Here is a 19660-nt window from a genome sequence, read left to right on the forward strand (position 1 = left end):
CAAATGTTGCGATAATTTTTCCATGGAGTGGATATGACGTTATCAAAACTGTTGCGCTGGATAATCCTTGTACTGTTCCTGATTGGTGCAGTTATGTTGTTCGTTCTTGAAGTCTCCACAGTCCGCCAGTCAATCCTTGATCAGATGTCGGCCAATCTGGAGACCGCCATCACAGCCCTTGGACTGGTACTGCAAGGCACCCTGCTCAATGATGATCAGGTGCTGGCCGAAACCATCGTCAATGCCATGTTCGATGGCGGTTTCGTCAGCTCGGTCATGCTGGTGGATCCGGATGGTCAGGTGCTGTTTCAGAAGGTATTCCACTCTACCCAGCAGAATGTTCCCGGCTGGCTTCCCTCGGTTATCGGCATGCCCCCCGTCAAGATTGAGCAAGAGTTGACCGATGGCTGGCGCATGCTGGGCACTCTGACCCTTGAGGGACATAGCGGCTACGCCTATCAGCATCTGTGGAATGCCATCAGTCGCACCGGCATAGCCCTGCTGGCGGGGCTCGTCGTATTTACCCTAGTCATCTCTCTGGTCTGCAAGCGCCTGCTGCAACCACTGGAGCAGATCAATGTGCAGCTGATCCGGCTGCGCAAACACCAGTTCAACAGCACCCTGCCCACCCCTTGGTTGCAAGACCTTAAAGAGGTGGCACTTTCCATCAACCAACTGGTCTCCGAACGCAAGCGGGATCTGCTGCAACAACGGCTCAAGATCACCCAACTGGGAAAACAGCTTGCCCCAACCATGCCACAGCCACTGCAAGGGCTAAGCCCGCTGCCAGAAGGCGGGCAACTGCAAAAATTTGTCTCCACACAAGGGGAAATCGCCCTCTATCAGCGTTTCTTGCCCAGCCAGCCCCTCGGTGCCGACAGCGATCTCGCGACCATCCAGAGCGCCCTGCAACAGTGGCAGCACTCTCATATAGAGGGGATCTTGCTGCCCCTCTCCCTGCTCAATCACCCGCAATGGTCCGAAATCGCCCCTCTGCTAAGCCAGGGGCGAGGAAAAACACTGGATTGGCGCTGGGATGTAGCCACATTCCCCGCCCACGGCCAGTCTACCTTGGCTGCGTTGCAGGAACAGGGGTGTGAGCTCGCCTTCAGCGCCATTCCCCTCAATGCGGATACCTTCAATCAACTTGACCCGCTCAATCCCATTTTTATCAGCTGCCAGCTGACCGATGCACCGCTCTACTGGAATCTGCTCTCCCAGACCATGCATGCCGCTGGTTATACCCTGCTGGCAGAATCGGGAGAGTGTAACGACATCGACAAACTGCGGACCTGGGGTATCGATGGTTATGCCAAGGAGGCGCAATCATGAAAAAGCTCGCCATGCTGTTGCCCCTGCTGTGGCAACCCGGCCTGATGGCTGAAACCGTCACTATCACCACCGGGGGTGAGCAGGGGATTTATCACCAGATAACCAAAGAATTTTGCCGTCTGGCCCATGAGGTCGATGAGCAACTTGCGTGCACATTGCAGAGCTCATCGGGTTCAATAGAAAACCTGAAGCGGCTGAAGAGTGGCGAGACCTCCTACGCCATGGTGCAGTCAGACTGGCTGTATCAGGCAAGCAAAGGCTTGGGCCCTTTTGCCACCCAGCCGCAACCTGAGCTGCGCGCCCTATTTGCCACCCATGCCGAGCCCTTCACCATAGTGATCCGTGCCGATGGCGATATCACTTCACTGGAACAGCTCAAGCTCGCCCCCATCGATATGGGGTTGAAGAACTCGGGTACCCGCCAGACGGCGCTGGCCCTGTTCAACATCTTGGGAGCGAAAGAACAGGATCTCGATCTGAAGAGCATGGCCAACCTGCCGGATGCGCTCTGTAGCAAGCAGATCGATGCATTTGCACTGGTGATGGGACACCCTAACCGGATTGTGCTCGACACCGCCAAACGTTGCGCGGTCACTTTCCTCCCCATCGATGGGGCCACCCGGGATCAGCTACTCAAGGGTGTCAAATATTACCAACGCAGTCAGGTGCCTGCCCGCATCTACCCCGGCAATCTGAAGGCGACGCCCACCTTTGCTATTGCCGCCACCCTGGTTACCAATGCCACCATGCCGGAAGAGTCTGTCTATCGCCTGACCAAGGCCATGCTGACCCAGCAAACCAAATTCAATGAGCAAACTTATGGCTACGCCAATATGTTTCACCGGGCACGCAATAAAACCGGCCCTGTGCTGAGCATTGAACAGCATCCGGGCGCGGCGAAATATTTCGATGAGTTGAAGGCGGCGGGCAAGCTATAGCTGACGACGAGGAGAGCGCAGTTGCTCGCTGGAGAAACGGGTCTTCATCGATGTCCACTGCGCCAGCCGATCGGCACTCCCCGCCAGCGTCCCTTCCCGCCGTGACTTCATGATCCAGATGCTTTTGGCATCGAAACTGTAAACGGGAATGAGATCGGTACGCTTGCTACCCGGCAGGATCCGGCTGTTGATGTTGTCGAGCACCAGTGGATCAGCCTTGGGTGTCGGGAAGTAGAGCGTCACCATGTGGAACTGGTTGTAACGCACCGCCTTGACGTAGGCCAACCGCAGCTTCTTCTCATCCACCCCCAGCTCCATCAGGGTGTAGTACTTGGAGATGCTGTAATCCTCGCAATCCCCACCCCGGGCACCGATGAACTCCAGCGGATTGGCCCAGTAATCCTCATCTCCCCACAGCTTGGGGTCTTCACTGTAGGTGAGATTGTTGAAGTAGTTGTTCACCAGCTCGATCTTCTGCTGGTCGGTTGTACCCGCTCTGGGGGTGAGCAAGCGAGAAAATGCCTCGGCCCGCTGGATGGCCCGGCCACCATACACTTCCTGCAGCTTGGCCCGCAGGTCCGGACTGGCAATATATTCGGAAAGACGCGAAGCCTGCACGCTGGCGCAACATAGCGCCAGTGTGCAGGCCGGGATCAACAACCATTTCATACCGGACACTCCATGTCAGATGCTGGAGGTCAGTATAGTCCGTCCGGATGAGAGACTCAGCCGCTAATCAGCGACATTGGGCAAATGCGTCTGCCAGTTGTTGCATGAATTGGGGATAACCATCCGGGCCGAGCGGCACCTGTTCACCCACCTCATCAAGCAACAGCACCTTGGCGCCAGTATTGCGAGCCACCGATTCGATCACTGCCGGTGAAAATTGCGGCTCGGCATAAATGCAGCTCGCCTGCTTCTCTTCCAGTGCCTTGCGGATATCCACCAGGGTCTTGGCGCCCGGGCGACGCTCAGGGCTCACGGTAAAGTGACCTTTTGAACTCATGCCGTAATGGCGCTCCCAGTAGCCATACGCCTCGTGGAAGACAAAGTACCCCTTCTCATTCACTGCCTTCATCTGGCCGGCAATCACCTTGTCCTTGGCATCCACCTTGGCATCAAATGCCGCGAGGTTGGCGTCATAGCGAGCCTGATTGGCCGGATCCAGCTTGCCCAATTCACTTGCGATCGCCTTGGCAATCACCTTGGCCTGCGTCGGGCCAAGCCAGATATGGGGATCGACCCCTTCGTGATGATGTCCCTCATGCCCTTCATCATGATCATGGTTACCGTGCTCGTGGGCGGCATGATCGTGATCATCATGGTCATGGGAGTCATGACTATCCTGAGTCGCGTAGTTGAACAGCGGCATTCCCTCAACCTGAGTCAGGGCCAAAGCATGGGGATGATTGGCCAGCGGCTTGGCCATAAACCCTTCCAGCTCGGGGCCAACCCACACCACCAGCCCAGCACTGTTGATGCTGCGAATATCGGAGGGACGCAGGGAGAAATCGTGGGGAGAGGCGCCGGTCGGCAACAATACCTTGGGCTCACTCACGCCGTCAGTGATCGCCGCAGCGATGAAGCCAAGGGGCTTGATGGTGGTCAGTACCTCAATGGCACGAACAGGCAAACTCACCGCCAGCAGGACAGTGAAAAGCGCAATAATTCTCATTGGTGAATCTCGTCAGGGGGTGAGTATGTGATAATATAACAGCCGCTTTTTGTTATATTATAACTCTCACTGGCTGTAAACCCCGGAGTTGTCATGAGCCAACTGGTAGAGCTGAAAGAGGTCTCTCTCTCGTTTGATGGACGCTCTGTGCTCGACAAGGTCTCCTTTACCCTCAATAAAGGCAAAATCACCACGCTAGTCGGCCCCAACGGGGCAGGCAAGAGCACCCTGAGCAAGCTGGTGCTGGGCCTGCTCACCCCGGATTCGGGCAAGATCTCCCGCAGCCGCGACCTGAGAGTCGGCTATGTACCGCAGCGCCTCTATCTGGATCCAACCTTGCCGCTGACGGTGCGTCGCTTCCTGCAACTGGGCAAAAATAGCCGCCTCTCCATCGAGGAAGCTCTGGCCCGGGTGGGCGCAGAGGGATTGCTGGAAAACCGGATGCAAAAACTCTCCGGCGGTGAGATGCAGCGGGTGCTGCTGGCCCGCGCCCTGCTGGTCAAGCCCGAGCTGCTGGTACTGGACGAGCCGGTGCAAGGGGTCGATATCACCGGCCAGATAGAGCTCTACGCCCTCATCGGCCAGCTCGCCGCCGAGTTCAATTGCGCCGTGCTGATGGTCTCCCACGACCTGCATCTGGTGATGGCCAGCACCCACGAGGTGATCTGCCTCAATCGCCACGTCTGCTGTCATGGCGAGCCGGAAAGCGTGGCCCGCCACCCCGAATTTGCCCGTCTGTTCGGGCGACCGGAGCAGGAGGTGCTGGCTGTCTATACCCACCATCACCACTGCGACGGCGAACACCATCATCATGAACCGCAGGCCCCCGTCATCCGCCTGCCTTCTCGCAACAACGCTCACAGCAAATAGCGCAAGCAACAGGACATTCAAGTGGACAGCTTTCTGTTATACGCCCTCGCGGCCGGTCTCGGCATCGCCCTGCTGGCCGGCCCCCTCGGCAGCTTCGTGGTATGGCGAAAAATGGCCTATTTTGGCGACACCCTCTCCCATGCCTGTCTGTTCGGCATCGCGCTGGGCATCCTGCTGCAGGTCGATCTCACCCTGGCGGTGGTGGTCTGCTGCCTCGCCATGGCGATGCTGCTGGTGATCATGAGTCGCAACCAGCAGGTGGCGACCGATACCCTGCTCGGCATTCTGGCCCACAGCGCCCTGTCGCTCGGTCTGGTTACCTTGAGTTTTATGGATAACGTGCGGGTGGATCTGATGGCCTACCTGTTTGGCGACCTGCTCTCGGTACAACCGATGGACCTGCTCTGGATCTACGGCGGTGGCGCACTGGTGCTGCTCACCCTGTGGCGACTGTGGGATCCCCTGCTCTCCATGACCATCTCGGAAGAGTTGGCACGGGTAGAGGGGATCCGGGTCGATGTGCTGCGCTGCGTATTGATGCTGCTGATCGGGCTGGTGATTGCCGTGGCGATGAAGTTTGTCGGGGCGCTGATCATCACCTCCCTGCTGATCATCCCTGCCGCCACCGCCCGCCGCTTTAGCCAGACACCGGAGCAGATGGCCGGCTTTGCCGCGCTGATTGGCTGTCTCGCCGTGCTGGGGGGGCTGACCCTCTCCTGGTATCAGGACACCCCGGCTGGGCCTTCGGTCGTCGTCTGTGCCACCAGCCTGTTTGTGCTGAGCCAGTTCAAGAGAGCGTAACGGTGCAGGCTAGAGCGGCATGCTCTGGCGTGTCTCCATCATCAGCCACTGGCGCAATCGGCTGATGGCGGGCTCATGGGCCCGCGAGCGCTTGCAGGTAAAGTAGAAGGCATCCCCCGTCTCCAGCTGGTGTACCGGCAAGGCCACCAGCTGGGGATCATCGGGCCGCAGCATGTAATCATTCACGAACGCAACTCCCTGATCCCAGGCCGCCGCCTCCATCGCCAACAGCACATGGCTGAAGTGGTGCATCCGTGCCTCGTCCGGAATAACCAGCCCGCCGGCCTTGGCCCAGCGCTGCCAATCTTCCCCCCGCGCCTTGTAGATGGACTGCACCGACAGCAGCGGCAACTGCCAGATGGCCTCAGGCCACTCCCCGCTGATCTGCTGCAACAGGCGGCGACTACAGACCGGAAAGAGCCGCTCCTGATAGATAAGATCGTGGCAGTAGCCCCGTCCGTGGGGTGAGACTGTGATAAAGCAGTCCGCCACCCGATCGGAAAGTTCGGGATCTTCCGCCACCATCTCCAGACTCAAATCCAGCTCGGGGTAGAGCTGGCGCAATCCAGCCAACCGCGGGATCAGCCACTTAACCGCAAACGAGCTGTAGACCGCGAGGCGCAACCGCATCTCGCCGCCACCGCGCAGCTGTTCGCTGCTCTGGGCAATCTGGCTAAGCCCGGCAGCAATCCCTTCGAAGTAGCTCTCCCCCTGGGTTGTCAGCGAGAGCAACCGCCCCTGACGCAGCAGCAAGCGCTCACCCAGAAAATCCTCCAGCAGACGGATCTGGTGGCTGACCGCACTCTGGCTGACGTTCAGTTCCAGAGCGGCGCGGGAGAAGCTGAGCAGCCGGGCCACCACCTCGAAATATTGCACCGCACGCAGGGGAGGAAGCTTCATTATCTAAATATCTCATGAATGGTCATTTTTTATCATTTTACTGGATATCAACCGGCACGCTACCCTCCCCTCATCTGAAGTGGGAGGTGGTATGAATGCAGTAGGGATCGGCATCCTATATCTGGTGCTGGGCAATATGGTGGCGGTTTTTTCCGATGCGCTGGTCAAGGTGCTGGAGCCGGATCAGCCCATCTTCCAGTTTGTCTTTTTCCGCCAGCTCTCGGCCGCCATTCTGCTGATGCCCTGGCTGCTCTGGTCATGGCGCCGCAACCCGCCGGTGGCCATCAAGTGGCACCTGCTGCGGGCCCATATCTGGGCGGTCGGCGTCTGCCTGATGGTGGTGGCCCTCACCCGCTTGCCGCTCGCTACCGCCAATGCCCTCTTCTATGCCGCCCCCCTGATGATGGTGCCGCTGGCGGTGTGGATGGCGGGGGAAGCGATCTCGCGCCAGAAGGTGCTGACCGCAGTCATCGGATTTATCGGGGTTTTGATCGTGCTGCGCCCGACCGAGGTGAACTGGGCCGCTCTGGCGGCGCTTGGGGTGGCGCTGTCGATGGCGCTCAACAACCTGCTGATCAAGCGGATCCCGCTCAAGCAGCCCATCGCCCAGACCCTGTTTTTCACCAACGTGCTGAGCATGCCCTTCATTCTGGCGCTGGCACTGTGGGAAGGGGGCGACTGGCAGTGGCAGATGTGGTGGCCCGCTTTCGGCTCCTCGGCGCTGATCATGGTCTATGCGGGATTGTGCGTGGTGGCCTATCGCAAGGCGGAGGCTAGCAAGATCGCCTCGGCGGAGTACACCGGTCTGCTGATGGCAGTGGCCATCGGGGTATGGTTGTTTGACGAGCAGCCGGGCCTGCCGCTGCTGCTGGGCTGTATCTGCATCGTCCTGCCACTTATCGCCATGGCGCGCAGCAAGCCAAAACCGCTGGCCGAGCCAGCGCTCTAATACTCAGGGTCTCCCCAGAAGCGGGGCGACCCTTTGCTGCAGATGGGGGACGATCTCCTCCTCGAACCAGGGATTCCTCCTGAGCCAGAGGGTATTGCGCGGGGAGGGATGCGGCAACGGCAGCCAGCCGGGGCCATAGTCGGCCCAGCTGCGCACCGTGTCGGTGAGTGACCCTTTGGCTGCCCCCCGCAGATAGTAGGCTTGTGAATATTGGCCGATCAGCAGGGTCAGTTCGATATTGGGCAACAGCATCAATACCTTGTCGTGCCAGGTGGGTGCACATTCGGGGCGCGGCGGCAGATCGCCGGATTTTCCCCTGCCGGGATAGCAGAGCCCCATCGGCATGATGGCGATGCGGGATTCGTCGTAAAAGGTGGCCTTATCGACACCGAGCCAATGGCGCAGCCTGTCACCGGAAGGGTCATCCCACGGGATACCGCTGGCATGCACCCGGGTGCCGGGCGCCTGACCGATGATCAGCAAGCGGGCACTCTCGGCCCCGCGGATCACCGGACGAGGCCCCTGCGGCAGATGAGCCTCGCACAGACGGCAGGCCCTGATTTGCTCAAACAACTTATCGATTCGCTGCATGACGTTGATAGTACCAGCATTTCCCTGTTTTCCCTCTTGTGGAAACAGGGCGCGCCCCCTACTATCGCCATGATCGTTTAATTTAATAAACGGATAATAATGAAAAACTGGCTAGGTACCGGCACCGCGACCCTCTCCTTCATCCTGTGGGGGATGCTGCCGCTCTATTATCAATTCATGCCCGAGGTCAACATGTGGGAGCTGATCTCCCACCGGGTGCTCTGGTCTGTGGTGCTGCTGGGTGCCCTGTTTTTGCTGCTTGGCCACAAGGTGCCCTGGGCACAACTGCGCAGCGAGCCGCGCCAGCTCGGCCTCATTCTGCTGGCGGGCCCCGTGATGTCCATCAGCTGGTGCATGTTCACCTGGTGCCTCACTACCGGGCAAGTGCTGACCACCAGCCTCGCCTTCTTTATGACCCCGCTGTTCAATATCGTATTCGCCGTCATCTTCCTCAAAGAGCGACTCACCCCGCAAAAGCATCTGGCGGTCGCCCTGGCGCTGGCGGGGCTCGCCTACATGCTCTTCTGCTACGGCCAACTCCCCTGGTTCTCCCTCATCATGGGGGCCAACTTCGCCTGCTATGGCCTTATCAAGAAGAAGATCCACTACGACACCGGCACCAGCCTCTATCTGGAAGCCATGGTGCAACTGCCCGTCGCGCTGATCATCATCGGCACACTGGGGTGGCACGGGGAAGGGGCATTCGTGAACGGGGATTTGGCCGACAAGCTGCTGCTGATGGGCAGTGCGCCCGCTACTCTGCTGCCGGTGGGGCTCTTCTGCTATGCGGTGGCGAGAACCCGGATGAGCACGGTGGGGCTGCTGCAATATATCGAGCCCAGCCTCGCCTTCCTGCTCGCCATCTACTGGTTTGGTGAGGCGCCGGACCCCATCAAGGCGGTCGGTTTCGCCTTTGTCTGGGCAGGTCTGCTGGTGAGCCTGTTGCCGCTGCACCGACTCAAGCGCCGCCCTCAGGGCTTACCGCGATAGGACTCCAGCACCTTGTGCCAGCGGGGATCCTTGTCCATCTGCTCGGCGATGTCGTTGAGGGTGGCATGCAGCTCTGGGCGAGATTTGGGCAGCAGGATATGGCGGGTATAGCTGGATTGGGGGAATGGCGAGATAAACAGCTTGCCCTGATAGTGGTTTGAGTCGATGAAAAAGCCCAGCGCGGAGCCAGGCACCATGGTCACATCGATGCGGCCGCGCACCAGCAGCTCAAGATTGGTCTTCACCTTCTTGGCATCGTGACGCTCCAGCTCTCCCCTTGCTGCCGCATCGTCGATCCCCTGATAGCGGTAGCCCTCCACCCCGCCGAACACCAATCCCTTGAGGGAGTCGGGTCCGCGATAGGTGATCGGCTTGTCGATGTTCGAGATTAGCTCGTTGGTGTCGCGCATCACCGGAAAGGTCCAGAGATAACGCTCGCGATGGGGATCCCCTACCCAGGCGGGATTGACCCAGACCACCAGGCCATCAAAGTCGGGATCCGCCATCTCCAGCGCCAGCCGGGCGCGATTGACCAGCCAAAGCTCGATTCTGGGTTCCCCCCCCAACTTTTCATTGAGATACTTGACCAGCTCGCGGCTCAGTCCGGCATCCACTCCGGTATTGAAGGGCGGATGCTGATGGTAATCGTAGAGACGGATCGTCTCCCCCAGAGCCGGAACCGACAACAGTAACCACAACCAGAACCAGACTCTCATCGCACCTCCTTGCACTGCTTTTGAGTTTGGCACAGAGAAGTACAAATGATAAAACCTCCTGACGGGATATCCCCGCACGCCTCTCCCCCCTCTTCTCGCTGGTTTATCTATATGGTGCGCACCGCCACCGGCCTGCTCTATACCGGGGTCAGCACGGATCCTCAACGTCGTCTGCGTCAGCACCAGAGCGGCAAGGGGGCTCGCGCCCTGCGCGGCAAGGGCCCCTTGACGCTGGCTTGGCAGCAGGAGGTCGGCGAGAAGGGGGCTGCCCTGCGCCTCGAATATCGCCTCAAGCAGCAGCCAAAATCCTTCAAGGAGCAGCTGATCCACAGCCCGGCACTCTGGCAGAGCTGGAGCCCGCAGTGGTTACCCGAAACGACCCGACCTTAAGGGTTACAGCTAAAAAAAGGCCACTCGATGAGTGGCCGAAAAGGGGAAATCAGGGAGCATTTCATAACTTGTTGCACAACTACAGATAGGTATTGTTGCGCTGACGACGGTGGCTGATGAGCCAACAGACTGCCAGCGCGACCAGCAGCCAGGGGGCCAACTTGACGATCAGGGCAAGCATGCCGCTCAGCAGCCCCAGTAGTACAAACACGCCGCTGACCAGCAGCATGGCCACCAGGGTAAAGCCGGTCAGCGCCATGACCAGCAACACTCCCAGCAAGATGAAAAATTCCAGCATAACTTGCTCCTTACGGGCTCTCTGTGCCGCCGGGCTGCCTTGCGGTCAATCCAGCCAGCGTTTCAATTCATAACGGGGCGGCATCACCAGCACCGCCAGCAGATAGGCAGCCAGTGCCAGCGGTGGCACCAGGATCAGGGCGAGCAGGGCTACCACTCGCACCGTCACTCTGGAGATCCCCAGCCGTTGGGCAATGCCGGCGCAAACGCCAGTCAGCTTGCGATGGACAAGATCCTTGGGCCAGGGAGTCATGGTTATACCTCCACCTTCTGCCCCTTGAGACGGGCCAGCTCGCGCTCTATCTCGTCATTGAGCTCCAGCTCGCGGAACTGGGCCTCCAGCGAGGGATTCTGCCCCAAAATGGCCGCCTCCAGCTGGGCTTCCAGCTGATCGACCCGGCCTTGAAAACCGTCAAAGCGCGCCATCAGCTCATGCATGCGCTGGTTGTCCACCTGAGCGCGAGCACGAATGCGGCTGTGGGCCGTCTGCTCGCGCAGGGTCAGCAGTTTCTGCTTCTCCCGCGCCTCGGTCAGCTTGGCTGCCAGTCGCTCGCTGTCGGCGGTAAGCTGGGCCAGCACCTCGGCCACCCGGGCCTTGTCCTGTTCCAGCTGTTCACATTTCCTGGCCTCCGCCAGCTTCTCGGTGAGGGCGGCACGGGCCAGATCCTCACGGCCTTTCTGGATGGCGAGCTCGGCCTTGGCCGACCACTCCAGGATCTGCGCCTGCAACGCTTGCTGATGACGCTCCAGCTGCTTCTGTTCGGCAATCACGCGGGCGGCCTGGGTACGCATCTCGACCTGCACCTGCTCCATCTCTTCGATCATCAGGCGCAGCATCTTCTCCGGCTCTTCACTCTTGTCGAGCAGGCTGTGCAGGTTGGCATTTATCACGTCGGTCAGGCGGCTGAATACGCTCATGGTCTGGCTCCTTGTTCATGGGATGGCTATCTCTTCCCATTGCATTACAAGAGCCGTGCCAAGAAAAATTATTGTTGTTTTACATATAGATGAGAGTTTCACAAAGAAATTAAAGAAAGGTTTGTTGGTGAAAATAGCCAACCATGTGGTGATTTTCACCAACAAAAAAGGGAGCCTGAGGCTCCCTTATCGATTCATCTGCGATATCTAGTCAGACTGCGTGGCTGTGGCCCAGCTTGCTGTCCAGTTCAGCCAGCTTGGCCTCCATCCGGGCACGGCACACTTCGGAGAGCTCGCGAATGCCGGCGGCACCGTGCTCCTTGCTGCAGACTGGCGCCATCACCTCCACCAGCACTTCGCCGTTGTCCCAGCGATTGAGGTCGATCTGGCCGAAGTAGCTGGAACAGACGATGGGCACTACCGGCACTTCAGCCTGTACCGCAGTGTGGAAAGCGCCCGCCTTGAACGGCAGCAGGCCACGCCCCTGGGAGCGGGTCCCTTCCGGAAACATCCAGATGGAGGTGCCACGGTTCTTGATGCGATCCACCACCTGACCAATGGTGCCGATGGCACGGGAGCGGTTGGAACGGTCGATCAACACGTTGCCGGAGAGCCAGAAGATAAGGCCGAAGAAGGGGAGCCACAGCAGGCTCTTCTTGCCCACCGCCACCACACCGGGCTGCACCGCACCGGTCACGGTGAAGATGTCGAAGTTGCTCTGGTGGTTGCAGACGTAGACCGCCGGGCCGACCGATTTCACCTCGTCGGCCACCGTCACCTTGACTCGCAACCCGATCAGCGGGCAGACCGCGTGATACATACGGGCAAAGACATAGACGTTGTTGGGGTGGCGCGGACGAACCAGACAGAGCAGCAAGCCGAACAGGAACCAGAAAATGAGCAGCAGACCAAGCAGCAGCACACGGGCAATTTTGAGCATCGAACACCTCGAGTTTTAACTCGGCGCAGTATACTGATCCCCCTTTTAGCGAACAAGCGTTCGCCAAACAGAACCGACCACCCTCCCCGTCACGCCACCCACAGTGCTGCTCATCAATACGCCGCCGACTTGCCCCACCCGCCATTGGTCGTTAGGATGGCCCCATCTTGATGGACGGGGCGAACATGATGTTGCAACAACGGGTAGCGAAACATCTCCTGCTGCTGGTCTGCCTGCTGGTGCTCAATTGTGCGGCCCAGCCGCTGGCCCGGCTTGCCCTGCTCGATCACGCTCTCAGCTGTCAGGCACTGCCCGTTCCAGGCTCGGCAACGGATCAAGAGGATGCCAAACCGGCCAGCCCGCAGCTAGGCAGTTGCCAGCTCAACGGCAAGTGGCTGAGCGCCGCCCCCCTGCTCTGCATCGAACAGCTCTTCTTTGCCGTGGCGGTGCTGATCGCCCTGCTGGCCCCCCTTTGGCGCTACACACCGCCACTGCCCCCACCCATAGTCATCTCGCCACCCGAACGGCGTCTGCACCTCACCCTCTGCATCTGGCGGGAATGATTCCGGCTCTTTGCCATTGGTCATGACTCATGTTTGCGAGACCATCGCCGCCTTCTTGCACCAACGGGGCACGACTGCGGCGTACTGAAAACAGATTTACGGCATGGCGTTGTTGCAGGGGAATACCTTGCTGCCCCGACGCAACCACGACGACTGCCGACTAGCTTGCACAAGGCTGGCCACTTCAGGCTGGCACTACCCGATTTTAAGGAGTATCCATGAAACCGACTCTGAGCGCCCTGCCCCTGCTGGCCTCTCTCTGCGCAACCCTGCTGGCTCCGACCCTGCACGCGGCCCCCTTCACCCCTGAACAGGAAGCACGCATCAAGGAGCTGATCCGCGAGACTCTGATCGCCAACCCCAAGATCCTCGACGAGGCGGCCGAGTCCTGGGAGAAGCAGAATGCCGCAGCCCAGGAGGCCCAGCTTGGCAACTTCATCAAGGGCAACAAGGATGTGCTGTTCAACAGCGCAACCAGCCCGCGCCTGGGTGCCAAAAACCCCAAGCTGACGCTGGTGCTGTTTACCGACTACAACTGCCCCTACTGCAAGCAGTTCGATCCCCAGCTGACCAGGCTGCTCAAGGCCTATCCGAATGATCTGGGGCTGGTGATCAAATTGCTGCCGTTCAAGGGGCAGAGCTCCGCCAAGGCAGCCCAGTACAGCCTGACCCTGTGGCAACAGGATCCCGCCCGCTTCTTCGCCCTGCACGACAAGCTGATGAGCAAGCAGGGGATGCTGACCGAGGCGGACATCAACAAGGCGCTGGCGGCCACCGGCAATGTGGCACTCAAACCGGAGGGTAAAGCCACCGAGGAGCTGCGCAACAGCCTGCGCATTGGCACCCTGCTGGGTGTACAGGGCACACCGGCGACCCTGATCGGCAACCAGCTGGTGTCGGGCGCCATCCCCTATGAGGAGCTGGAGCAGCTGGTGAAGGCCGAGCTGGCCAGGCAGAGCTAAGGTCGGGGTCGCCCGCAGGGGCTGGAGGCGCTCGCACTGCGGCAATGGTGAGCCCTCAGGTCACCCCGTCTCCATGCAAAGAGCCCGGTATCACTACCGGGCTCTTTTTTCAGGAAGGAAAGGTGACAAACCAGCTCTATTGGGCGGGCGCCATCATCCCCTGCCCGAGCCGCCCTCTGGCACTGGTACGCTCGGCTTCGTCAAGCACACCATCTCCGTTCTTGTCCATTTGGGTAAAGAGGGCCTCATGATGCGCCATGAACTGTTCCCTGGTCGTGTCCTGCATCGGCCTCATGTTGCCCATGTTCCCCATCTTGCCAGGCATGGCCTTGCCTGACTGCTGCATTGCCTCGTGCATCTTGGCCATGGCTGCCTCTCTCTCGGCAATCGAGAGGGTGCCATCCTTGTCACTGTCCTGCCGGGTGAAACGCTGCTCGGCTCTTTCCATAAACTGTGCCTTGGTAATGTCCCCCTTGATGAACATCAAGGGCTCATCGATGCTCTCATCGGCAGCGATGGCGAAACCGCCAAGCAGCACCATAGGCAGAAGATAAAATTTGAGCATGGCTGTCCATTCCTTAGTAAGGGTCTCGGTACGGCCGAGGCCAACTGACGATCGCCAAGATAATCCCCGGCGCCTCCTGTAGTGTAGTCCCTGGACTATTCCCGACAGGGAGACAGATCCCAAGGTGCCCCGTCACGCTTTTCTGCCAGTGACCTTGCGTCCTATTCATGGCGATGGCAGGAGGTTTCCGTTAAAATGACGGGTTTTTGCCGTGCCTGATTTGCCAATCCCCACCATCAGGCACTCGCAGCGTGAATCCTATGATGCCAGTGATGCAGGATCTGCCATGAACAACTACTTTCGGGTGCTGGGCGTCAAGTCCAACGCCAGCGAAAACGACATCAAGAAAGCCTATCGTCGGCTGTCGAACCAGTACCACCCCGACAAGCTGCACGGGGCCAGTGAAGAAGAGAAAGAGCAGGCAGCCATCAAGCTGCACCAGGTAAAGCAGGCCTATGAAGTGCTGTCCGATCCGAAACAGCGGGCCGCCTTTATCAAGGATTTCAACAACGTCATCGTGACCGACCCCGCCTCCGCCATGCAGGAGATGTGGGATCAGTTCTACCCCTGAAACAGCAGGCAGAAAGAGCAACTATGCAAAAGAGATGGGACCAGGCGCGGCTCAAGTCGCTGCAAAGCGATGCCAGCGAAAACATCGAATCCTACCGGGATCAGGACGACCCCAAGGGGCTGGAACAGTTCACCGACCAGATGAAGAGCCTGCTGCTGGCCGATATGAGCATGCTGGAGTTTATGCCCGAGTATCTGCCGCTGGCCCTCTATGGTCGGGTGCAGTTCCCGGCCAAGGCCAAGTCGCAGTGGAACAAGTGGCTCACCAGCGGCGAGCAGCCAAGCTGGGACGAGTTCAAGGTGAGCGTCGGCTTCAACAACGCCGCCCTGCCGCTGGTCAAGGCGGTGCGGGCCCAGAGCGAAGATCAGCTGATGGAAGCCTGCGCCGTGCTGTTCCTGCTCGACAACCCGCTACCGCGCGGTAGCCACCGCAGCGATGACGACTATGAGCTGCGCGACGAAGAAGATGAAGACGGGGAAGATGCCGACGCCGACTACCATGGCGGCAGTGACCGCTATGGTGATGACGACGGCGATCAGGATATGTACGACGAAGTCCGTTTCTAATTGGGGCAAGGCATGAGCAACAGTCTGATAGAAATTACCGCCATCGAGATCAAAGAGCTGGCCGTTATCGAGCCGAAGCAGGCCAGCGAGAAGTTCGAGCTGATCGCCAAGACCATGTCTGACGACCAGCTGGCAGAAGTGATTGAAAACATTGATATCGTTACCCTGACCCAGATTAACGGCCAGCACGATATCTCCTTCCCCTCCATCATCTCCGAGCTGATGACCCCGGAGCGGATCCGCGACATCGTCTGCCAGCAGCCGCTCTACTGGGAAGAGGCGATCAAGAACAACGCCGACGAGCTGCAACAGCACACCTTCGACTTCCTCAACTACCTGATCCGCACCCAGGATAGCGAAGCCAAGCAGCGCGAGATCCTCGAGTGCGTGGCCGAAGATCCGGCCGGTCTCTTCTACCTCGCCATCCCCTTTATCGAGTTCTATCGCGGCGATCGCTATGAAGAGGACGAAGGCTATCGCGACGTGCTGCACGCCGAAGAGGAAGATCTCGAAGAGTCCCTGCGCTACAGCGAGCGCCAGCAGAGCGAAGATGTCCACGACTATGCGCTGGATGACCCGCGCAGCCTGTTGATGCTCATTCGCGAGCTGGCCCCCGAGGTGGAGAAAGCCATCAAGGCATTGCTGCGCAACGAGCACTCCAGCTGGGACGGCATCATCAACAAATTTGCCGCCGAGCTGGTGATGCAGGCCAAAGAGAAGAACAAGGTCGAGGAAGACGAGTACGGCGACGTCGACGACATGTTCAGCTTTCTGGATTAAGGAGCCCATTCATGCAGTTAGTCATTCGCGATGCCAACCAGGGCCCCTTTCTGAGCCAGGTGCTGCGCTTTGGCCGCGACAACGAACTCTTGAGTCAGCAGCAGCTCGCCGCCATCAAGGGCAAGGCGGTGCTGATGAGCCTCAAATTCGCCGACAAGTACTACAACAAGTACAAGATGCACCTGCTGGAGCAGGCGGCCCACGACGTCATCGGCGTGGTGAGCCTCGGCCTGCAGGAGCTCTCGGCACGGGATCCGGCCAAGGCGCTGGCGCTGCTGCAGGCGCCGGAAGGCCCCATCAAGCCGTTCCAGAAGGGCTGGTCGATGCTCATTACCGTCAGCCCCAAGCAGGCTGGCAACAGCCTCTATGGTGATGTGGATGCGCGGCTCTTGGACAAGATCTCGAGCCCGCCCGATGTGGAGGAGTGGCAAGGGTGGCAGGAGTACGAGAAGGCGCTGACCGAGCACAACAAGAGCCACCTGATGGAGCTCATCGACCAGCACTTCTTCGCCTGCGAGAGCGACCACCCCACCATGGAGGACAAGCTGGCCGAAGCGCTGCTCTACCGCATCCTCTGCGGCAAGGGCAGTGGCGCCGCCCCGCTCAAGGTGAAGCAGGATCTCAAGCGCAAACTGGCGCGGGAGATTGAGCTCGACGAGAGCTGGTATGACACCGACTACCTCGCCGCTCAGCTCGCCCTGATGCTGAACGCGCTGCCCGCCGACATGGCCGCCGCCCTGCGCCAGGAGCTGAGCCCGGGCTTTGTGCCCAATCTGCTGCACACCCTCGGCTTTGTGCGCCAGTACCAGCTGCTGCAAAAAGAGAACGCCTCGCCGGAGAAGCTCGACAACGTCGAGATGCGCGCCGGTCTCAAGCACCCGCTGCTCGGCTGGCCGCTCTACCACGACTTTTAAGGCCGCTTTCGCCGCCCATCAGTCGCACCACAACGCCCGGCCCGCCGGGCGTTGTTCTATCCTCCCCTTCCCCTCTCGACAGCAAAGAGAGAACACACGCAAGTCACCCGGGGCTGCCCCTTATCTTCCCGATATTTATTCACTCAATGCCCAGGGATGAATAAACAACCTGCAATACAACAACTTGGCGCCAGCTGCGTTTCGGGGCAAAAAAGCGGGACACAGATCCCGCTACAGCGCCATAATCGGCACCAAATAGCCGACTGTATCACATCAACCGTGCCGCAATCCCGTGGTAAGCCGAGCTACAACCACGGCTCAATCACGCATAAAAAGGCGGAATAGATCAATAAAAAGCAATTAATCGCGCCGGATTAAATTTCAGGTATGGCTATTTGCACCGCTTGGCCGCTAAATGACAGACCGGCCTTCAGACCAGCATGGAAGCGCACAAGGCTAGCCGGCAGCAGACCGGTACGCTCTCAGGACGAGTAATGACTTTCTTCTCTCACAGGAGACAGACCGTGAGCGCTTCGAATCAACACCCCACCATTCCCCCCGGCTCCGGGGCGCTGTTCTTTATCCAGACCTTCTCGACCCTGGGGTTTGCCGTGCTCTACTCCACCCTGGTGCTCTACGCCACCAAGCGGCTCGGCTTCAGCGAATCCCAGGCCAACGCCATGATGGGGGTCTTCGGTGCCTTCAACTATGGCCTGCACCTGTTTGGCGGCTATCTCGGCGGGCGCTACCTCAGCAACCGCAACCTGTTCGTGATGGGGATGGTGCTGCAGGTGATCGGCTGCTACTTCATCGCCGAGATGGGGATCACCGGCCTCTACTGGGGGCTCGCCATGTTCCTTACCGGCAGCGGCCTCAACGTCACCTGCCTCAACATGATGCTGACCCAGCGCTTCGCCCCGGATGATCACCGCCGCGAGAGCGCCTTCCTGTGGAACTACGCCGGGATGAATCTGGGCTTCTTTATCGGCTTCACGGTGGCGGGCTACTTCCAGCTCACCGAGGATTACCGCACCCTGTTCCTGTTTGCGACGCTGGGCAACATCATCGCCATTATTGCCACCTTCGCCTGCTGGCCGATTCTGGCGGATATCAGCACCCCGCTGCGCCACGTCAAAGGGAGCGGCTTCTACCGCCGCATGCTGGCAGGTATCGCCATTCTGGCCATGCTGGTGCCGGCGCTGCGCCTGCTGCTGACCCACGCCAGCTTCAGCGGCAGTTTTGTGCTGATCCTGGGGGCCGTGGTGCTGGTGCTGCTCTGCGTGATGACCGCCCGCCACCCGGACGCCGCCGAGCGCAGCCGCATGGTGGCCTACCTGATCCTCGCCCTCGGCTCCCTTATCTTCTGGTCGCTCTACCAGCTGGCGCCCATGGGGCTGATGCTCTTCTCCGAGCACAACATCAACCTCAACGTGTTCGGGCTGCGGGTCGCCCCCCAGTGGATCCAGAACATCAACACCCTCGTCATCGTCATCGGTGGCCCGCTGATGGCACTGCTGTTCAAGCGACTGCGCGAGCAGGGCTGGAATATCGACATCCCCTCCCAGTTTGCCGCTTCCCTGTTCTGCATGGGGCTCGGCATGCTGGTGCTGCCGCTCGGCATCCATCTGGCGGGGGCCGACGGGCTGGTCGCCTTCAAGTGGATCGCCATCAGCTATGTGCTGCAGAGTTTTGGCGAGCTGCTTATCTCCCCCATCGGCTACGCCATGATTGGCAAGCTGGCCCCCGCCAGCCTGCAAGGCCTGCTGATGGGCTGCTGGATGATGGTGACCGGCGTTGCCTCCGTGCTGGCGGGCTATGTCTCCAGCGCCATGCCGCAGAATATCGGCAGCTCTCCGGTGGCCACCAACCCGGGCTACAGCTCGGTGTTCAACATGCTCGGCTGGGGCTCGATGGCGGGCGGCGTGGTATTGCTCCTGCTGGTGCCCCGCCTGCGCCAGCTGATCGCCTCGAAAATCACCCCGCCTCCGGCGGCGACAGCCATTCCTGTCTAATCGGGTTCGGGCCAACCATTTCACTGGCCCCTGCCAGTGCGAACGGTTAAATCAGCAACGCGGCTGATAATGCAAAGGGCCCCGCCATCATGGATGGCGGGGCCCTCTCTTTTGGCGGGTTGGATGGTTCTTTTCAGGTTGGCAACCTTGCGCTTGCTATGGTGTTTACCCCTATCGTCGGCTCCCCTCACCCTAACCCTCTCCCAAGGGGAGAGGGGATCTGCACCTGCCACTCTGTAGCCGTAGCTGTCACGCTTAGCTATCACGCCATTCCACAGTCACTATCAATGGCTGCGATCTCTGCTCCCTTCTCCCACTCTTCGCCATAGATAAGGGGAGAAAGGTCGGGGATGAGGGAGGAGCAAACCATCGACAAGCAGCAGAACGTTAAAGAAAACAGAGAGAAGTAGGGTCGATTAG

The 19660-nt window shown here is 59.6% G+C and carries 24 protein-coding genes; 14 read left to right on the plus strand and 10 right to left on the minus strand.

Annotated elements, in window-relative coordinates:
• The first annotated feature begins 33 nt into the window (after positions 1-33).
• Together I6L44_RS13545 and I6L44_RS13550 are read left to right on the plus strand one after the other, a co-directional pair.
• A complete protein-coding gene (locus I6L44_RS13545) occupies positions 34-1332 on the plus strand; it encodes a LapD/MoxY N-terminal periplasmic domain-containing protein (protein WP_216952091.1) in 1299 nt (432 codons plus the stop codon).
• Entirely contained in the window at positions 1329-2270 is a 942-nt protein-coding gene (locus I6L44_RS13550; protein WP_216952092.1) for a TAXI family TRAP transporter solute-binding subunit, read from the plus strand. Before I6L44_RS13545 ends, I6L44_RS13550 begins: the two co-directional genes overlap by 4 nt.
• On the opposite strand, the gene I6L44_RS13555 is transcribed toward I6L44_RS13550, so the two are convergent.
• Together I6L44_RS13555 and znuA are read right to left on the minus strand one after the other, a co-directional pair.
• Positions 2265-2939 (minus strand): transglutaminase-like cysteine peptidase, encoded by a 675-nt coding sequence (locus I6L44_RS13555; protein WP_042052461.1) that lies wholly within the window; start codon positions 2937-2939, stop codon positions 2265-2267. The two genes, I6L44_RS13550 and I6L44_RS13555, sit on opposite strands and share 6 nt — an antisense overlap.
• Before the next feature lie 67 nt (positions 2940-3006).
• Positions 3007-3945: a zinc ABC transporter substrate-binding protein ZnuA gene (gene znuA / locus I6L44_RS13560; protein WP_167557648.1), complete on the minus strand. Its 939-nt coding sequence runs from the start codon at positions 3943-3945 to the stop codon at positions 3007-3009.
• Between the two features lie 93 nt (positions 3946-4038).
• Here znuA and znuC point away from each other — a divergent pair, with 93 nt between their 5' ends.
• The gene (gene znuC, locus I6L44_RS13565; protein WP_216952093.1) at positions 4039-4815 is read left to right on the plus strand and encodes a zinc ABC transporter ATP-binding protein ZnuC; all 777 of its coding nucleotides are present in this window, start codon (positions 4039-4041) and stop codon (positions 4813-4815) included.
• 21 nt (positions 4816-4836) lie between these two features.
• Positions 4837-5616: a zinc ABC transporter permease subunit ZnuB gene (gene znuB, locus I6L44_RS13570; protein WP_005354863.1), complete on the plus strand. Its 780-nt coding sequence runs from the start codon at positions 4837-4839 to the stop codon at positions 5614-5616.
• Between the two features lie 9 nt (positions 5617-5625).
• Here the strand turns inward: znuB and I6L44_RS13575 are convergent, their stop codons facing one another.
• The gene (locus I6L44_RS13575) at positions 5626-6516 is read right to left on the minus strand and encodes a LysR substrate-binding domain-containing protein (protein ID WP_040067029.1); all 891 of its coding nucleotides are present in this window, start codon (positions 6514-6516) and stop codon (positions 5626-5628) included.
• Between the two features lie 91 nt (positions 6517-6607).
• On the opposite strand from I6L44_RS13575, the gene I6L44_RS13580 reads away from it, so the two are divergent.
• Positions 6608-7465, plus strand: coding sequence for a DMT family transporter (locus I6L44_RS13580; protein WP_005335858.1), 858 nt, complete (start codon positions 6608-6610; stop codon positions 7463-7465).
• A gap of 3 nt (positions 7466-7468) precedes the next feature.
• Here I6L44_RS13580 and I6L44_RS13585 read toward each other — a convergent pair whose 3' ends face one another.
• Positions 7469-8056, minus strand: a complete 588-nt coding sequence (locus I6L44_RS13585; RefSeq protein WP_216952094.1) for a uracil-DNA glycosylase family protein — start codon at positions 8054-8056, stop codon at positions 7469-7471.
• Positions 8057-8155: 99 nt separating this feature from the next.
• Here I6L44_RS13585 and rarD point away from each other — a divergent pair, with 99 nt between their 5' ends.
• Complete coding sequence (gene rarD / locus I6L44_RS13590; protein WP_216952095.1) at positions 8156-9046, plus strand: EamA family transporter RarD; 891 nt, start codon at positions 8156-8158, stop codon at positions 9044-9046.
• Here the strand turns inward: rarD and I6L44_RS13595 are convergent.
• Positions 9028-9762, minus strand: coding sequence for an ABC transporter substrate-binding protein (locus I6L44_RS13595; protein ID WP_216952096.1), 735 nt, complete (start codon positions 9760-9762; stop codon positions 9028-9030). The two genes, rarD and I6L44_RS13595, sit on opposite strands and share 19 nt — an antisense overlap.
• A gap of 45 nt (positions 9763-9807) precedes the next feature.
• Here I6L44_RS13595 and I6L44_RS13600 point away from each other — a divergent pair, with 45 nt between their 5' ends.
• Positions 9808-10152 carry a GIY-YIG nuclease family protein gene (locus I6L44_RS13600; protein WP_216952097.1) on the plus strand — a complete coding sequence of 115 codons (345 nt, stop codon included), beginning with the start codon at positions 9808-9810 and terminating at the stop codon, positions 10150-10152.
• A gap of 79 nt (positions 10153-10231) precedes the next feature.
• Here the strand turns inward: I6L44_RS13600 and pspG are convergent, their stop codons facing one another.
• The 4 genes from pspG to I6L44_RS13620 all read right to left on the minus strand — a co-directional run bounded on the left by pspG (position 10232) and on the right by I6L44_RS13620 (position 12307).
• Positions 10232-10450, minus strand: a complete 219-nt coding sequence (pspG, locus tag I6L44_RS13605) for an envelope stress response protein PspG (protein ID WP_216952098.1) — start codon at positions 10448-10450, stop codon at positions 10232-10234.
• 45 nt (positions 10451-10495) lie between these two features.
• Positions 10496-10702 (minus strand): PspC domain-containing protein, encoded by a 207-nt coding sequence (locus tag I6L44_RS13610; protein ID WP_124241612.1) that lies wholly within the window; start codon positions 10700-10702, stop codon positions 10496-10498.
• Between the two features lie 2 nt (positions 10703-10704).
• Positions 10705-11367: a phage shock protein PspA gene (gene pspA, locus I6L44_RS13615; RefSeq protein WP_216952099.1), complete on the minus strand. Its 663-nt coding sequence runs from the start codon at positions 11365-11367 to the stop codon at positions 10705-10707.
• A 211-nt stretch (positions 11368-11578) separates the two neighbouring features.
• The gene (locus I6L44_RS13620; RefSeq protein ID WP_005343125.1) at positions 11579-12307 is read right to left on the minus strand and encodes a 1-acylglycerol-3-phosphate O-acyltransferase; all 729 of its coding nucleotides are present in this window, start codon (positions 12305-12307) and stop codon (positions 11579-11581) included.
• A gap of 185 nt (positions 12308-12492) precedes the next feature.
• Between I6L44_RS13620 and I6L44_RS13625 the strand changes: the two genes are divergently transcribed.
• Positions 12493-12870, plus strand: coding sequence for a hypothetical protein (locus I6L44_RS13625; RefSeq protein ID WP_216952100.1), 378 nt, complete (start codon positions 12493-12495; stop codon positions 12868-12870).
• 218 nt (positions 12871-13088) lie between these two features.
• On the plus strand, positions 13089-13832 hold the full coding sequence (locus I6L44_RS13630; RefSeq protein ID WP_216952101.1) for a DsbA family protein: 744 nt from the start codon (positions 13089-13091) through the stop codon (positions 13830-13832).
• A gap of 136 nt (positions 13833-13968) precedes the next feature.
• On the opposite strand, the gene I6L44_RS13635 is transcribed toward I6L44_RS13630, so the two are convergent.
• A complete protein-coding gene (locus I6L44_RS13635; protein ID WP_216952102.1) occupies positions 13969-14397 on the minus strand; it encodes an EF-hand domain-containing protein in 429 nt (142 codons plus the stop codon).
• Positions 14398-14683: 286 nt separating this feature from the next.
• Here I6L44_RS13635 and I6L44_RS13640 point away from each other — a divergent pair, with 286 nt between their 5' ends.
• The 5 genes from I6L44_RS13640 (at position 14684) to I6L44_RS13660 (ending at position 19240) form a co-directional block, all read left to right on the plus strand.
• Entirely contained in the window at positions 14684-14968 is a 285-nt protein-coding gene (locus I6L44_RS13640; protein WP_005343121.1) for a DnaJ domain-containing protein, read from the plus strand.
• Positions 14969-14991: 23 nt separating this feature from the next.
• Positions 14992-15534, plus strand: a complete 543-nt coding sequence (locus I6L44_RS13645; RefSeq protein ID WP_128834221.1) for a hypothetical protein — start codon at positions 14992-14994, stop codon at positions 15532-15534.
• Positions 15535-15546: 12 nt separating this feature from the next.
• Positions 15547-16314 carry a hypothetical protein gene (locus I6L44_RS13650; protein ID WP_005343119.1) on the plus strand — a complete coding sequence of 256 codons (768 nt, stop codon included), beginning with the start codon at positions 15547-15549 and terminating at the stop codon, positions 16312-16314.
• An 11-nt stretch (positions 16315-16325) separates the two neighbouring features.
• Positions 16326-17228 carry a hypothetical protein gene (locus I6L44_RS13655; RefSeq protein ID WP_216952103.1) on the plus strand — a complete coding sequence of 301 codons (903 nt, stop codon included), beginning with the start codon at positions 16326-16328 and terminating at the stop codon, positions 17226-17228.
• Positions 17229-17752: 524 nt separating this feature from the next.
• Positions 17753-19240 (plus strand): peptide MFS transporter, encoded by a 1488-nt coding sequence (locus I6L44_RS13660; RefSeq protein WP_254204222.1) that lies wholly within the window; start codon positions 17753-17755, stop codon positions 19238-19240.
• The last annotated feature ends 420 nt before the right edge of the window (positions 19241-19660 follow it).

This window comes from Aeromonas sp. FDAARGOS 1414, assembly GCF_019047065.1.
Lineage (GTDB): Bacteria > Pseudomonadota > Gammaproteobacteria > Enterobacterales > Aeromonadaceae > Aeromonas > Aeromonas veronii_A.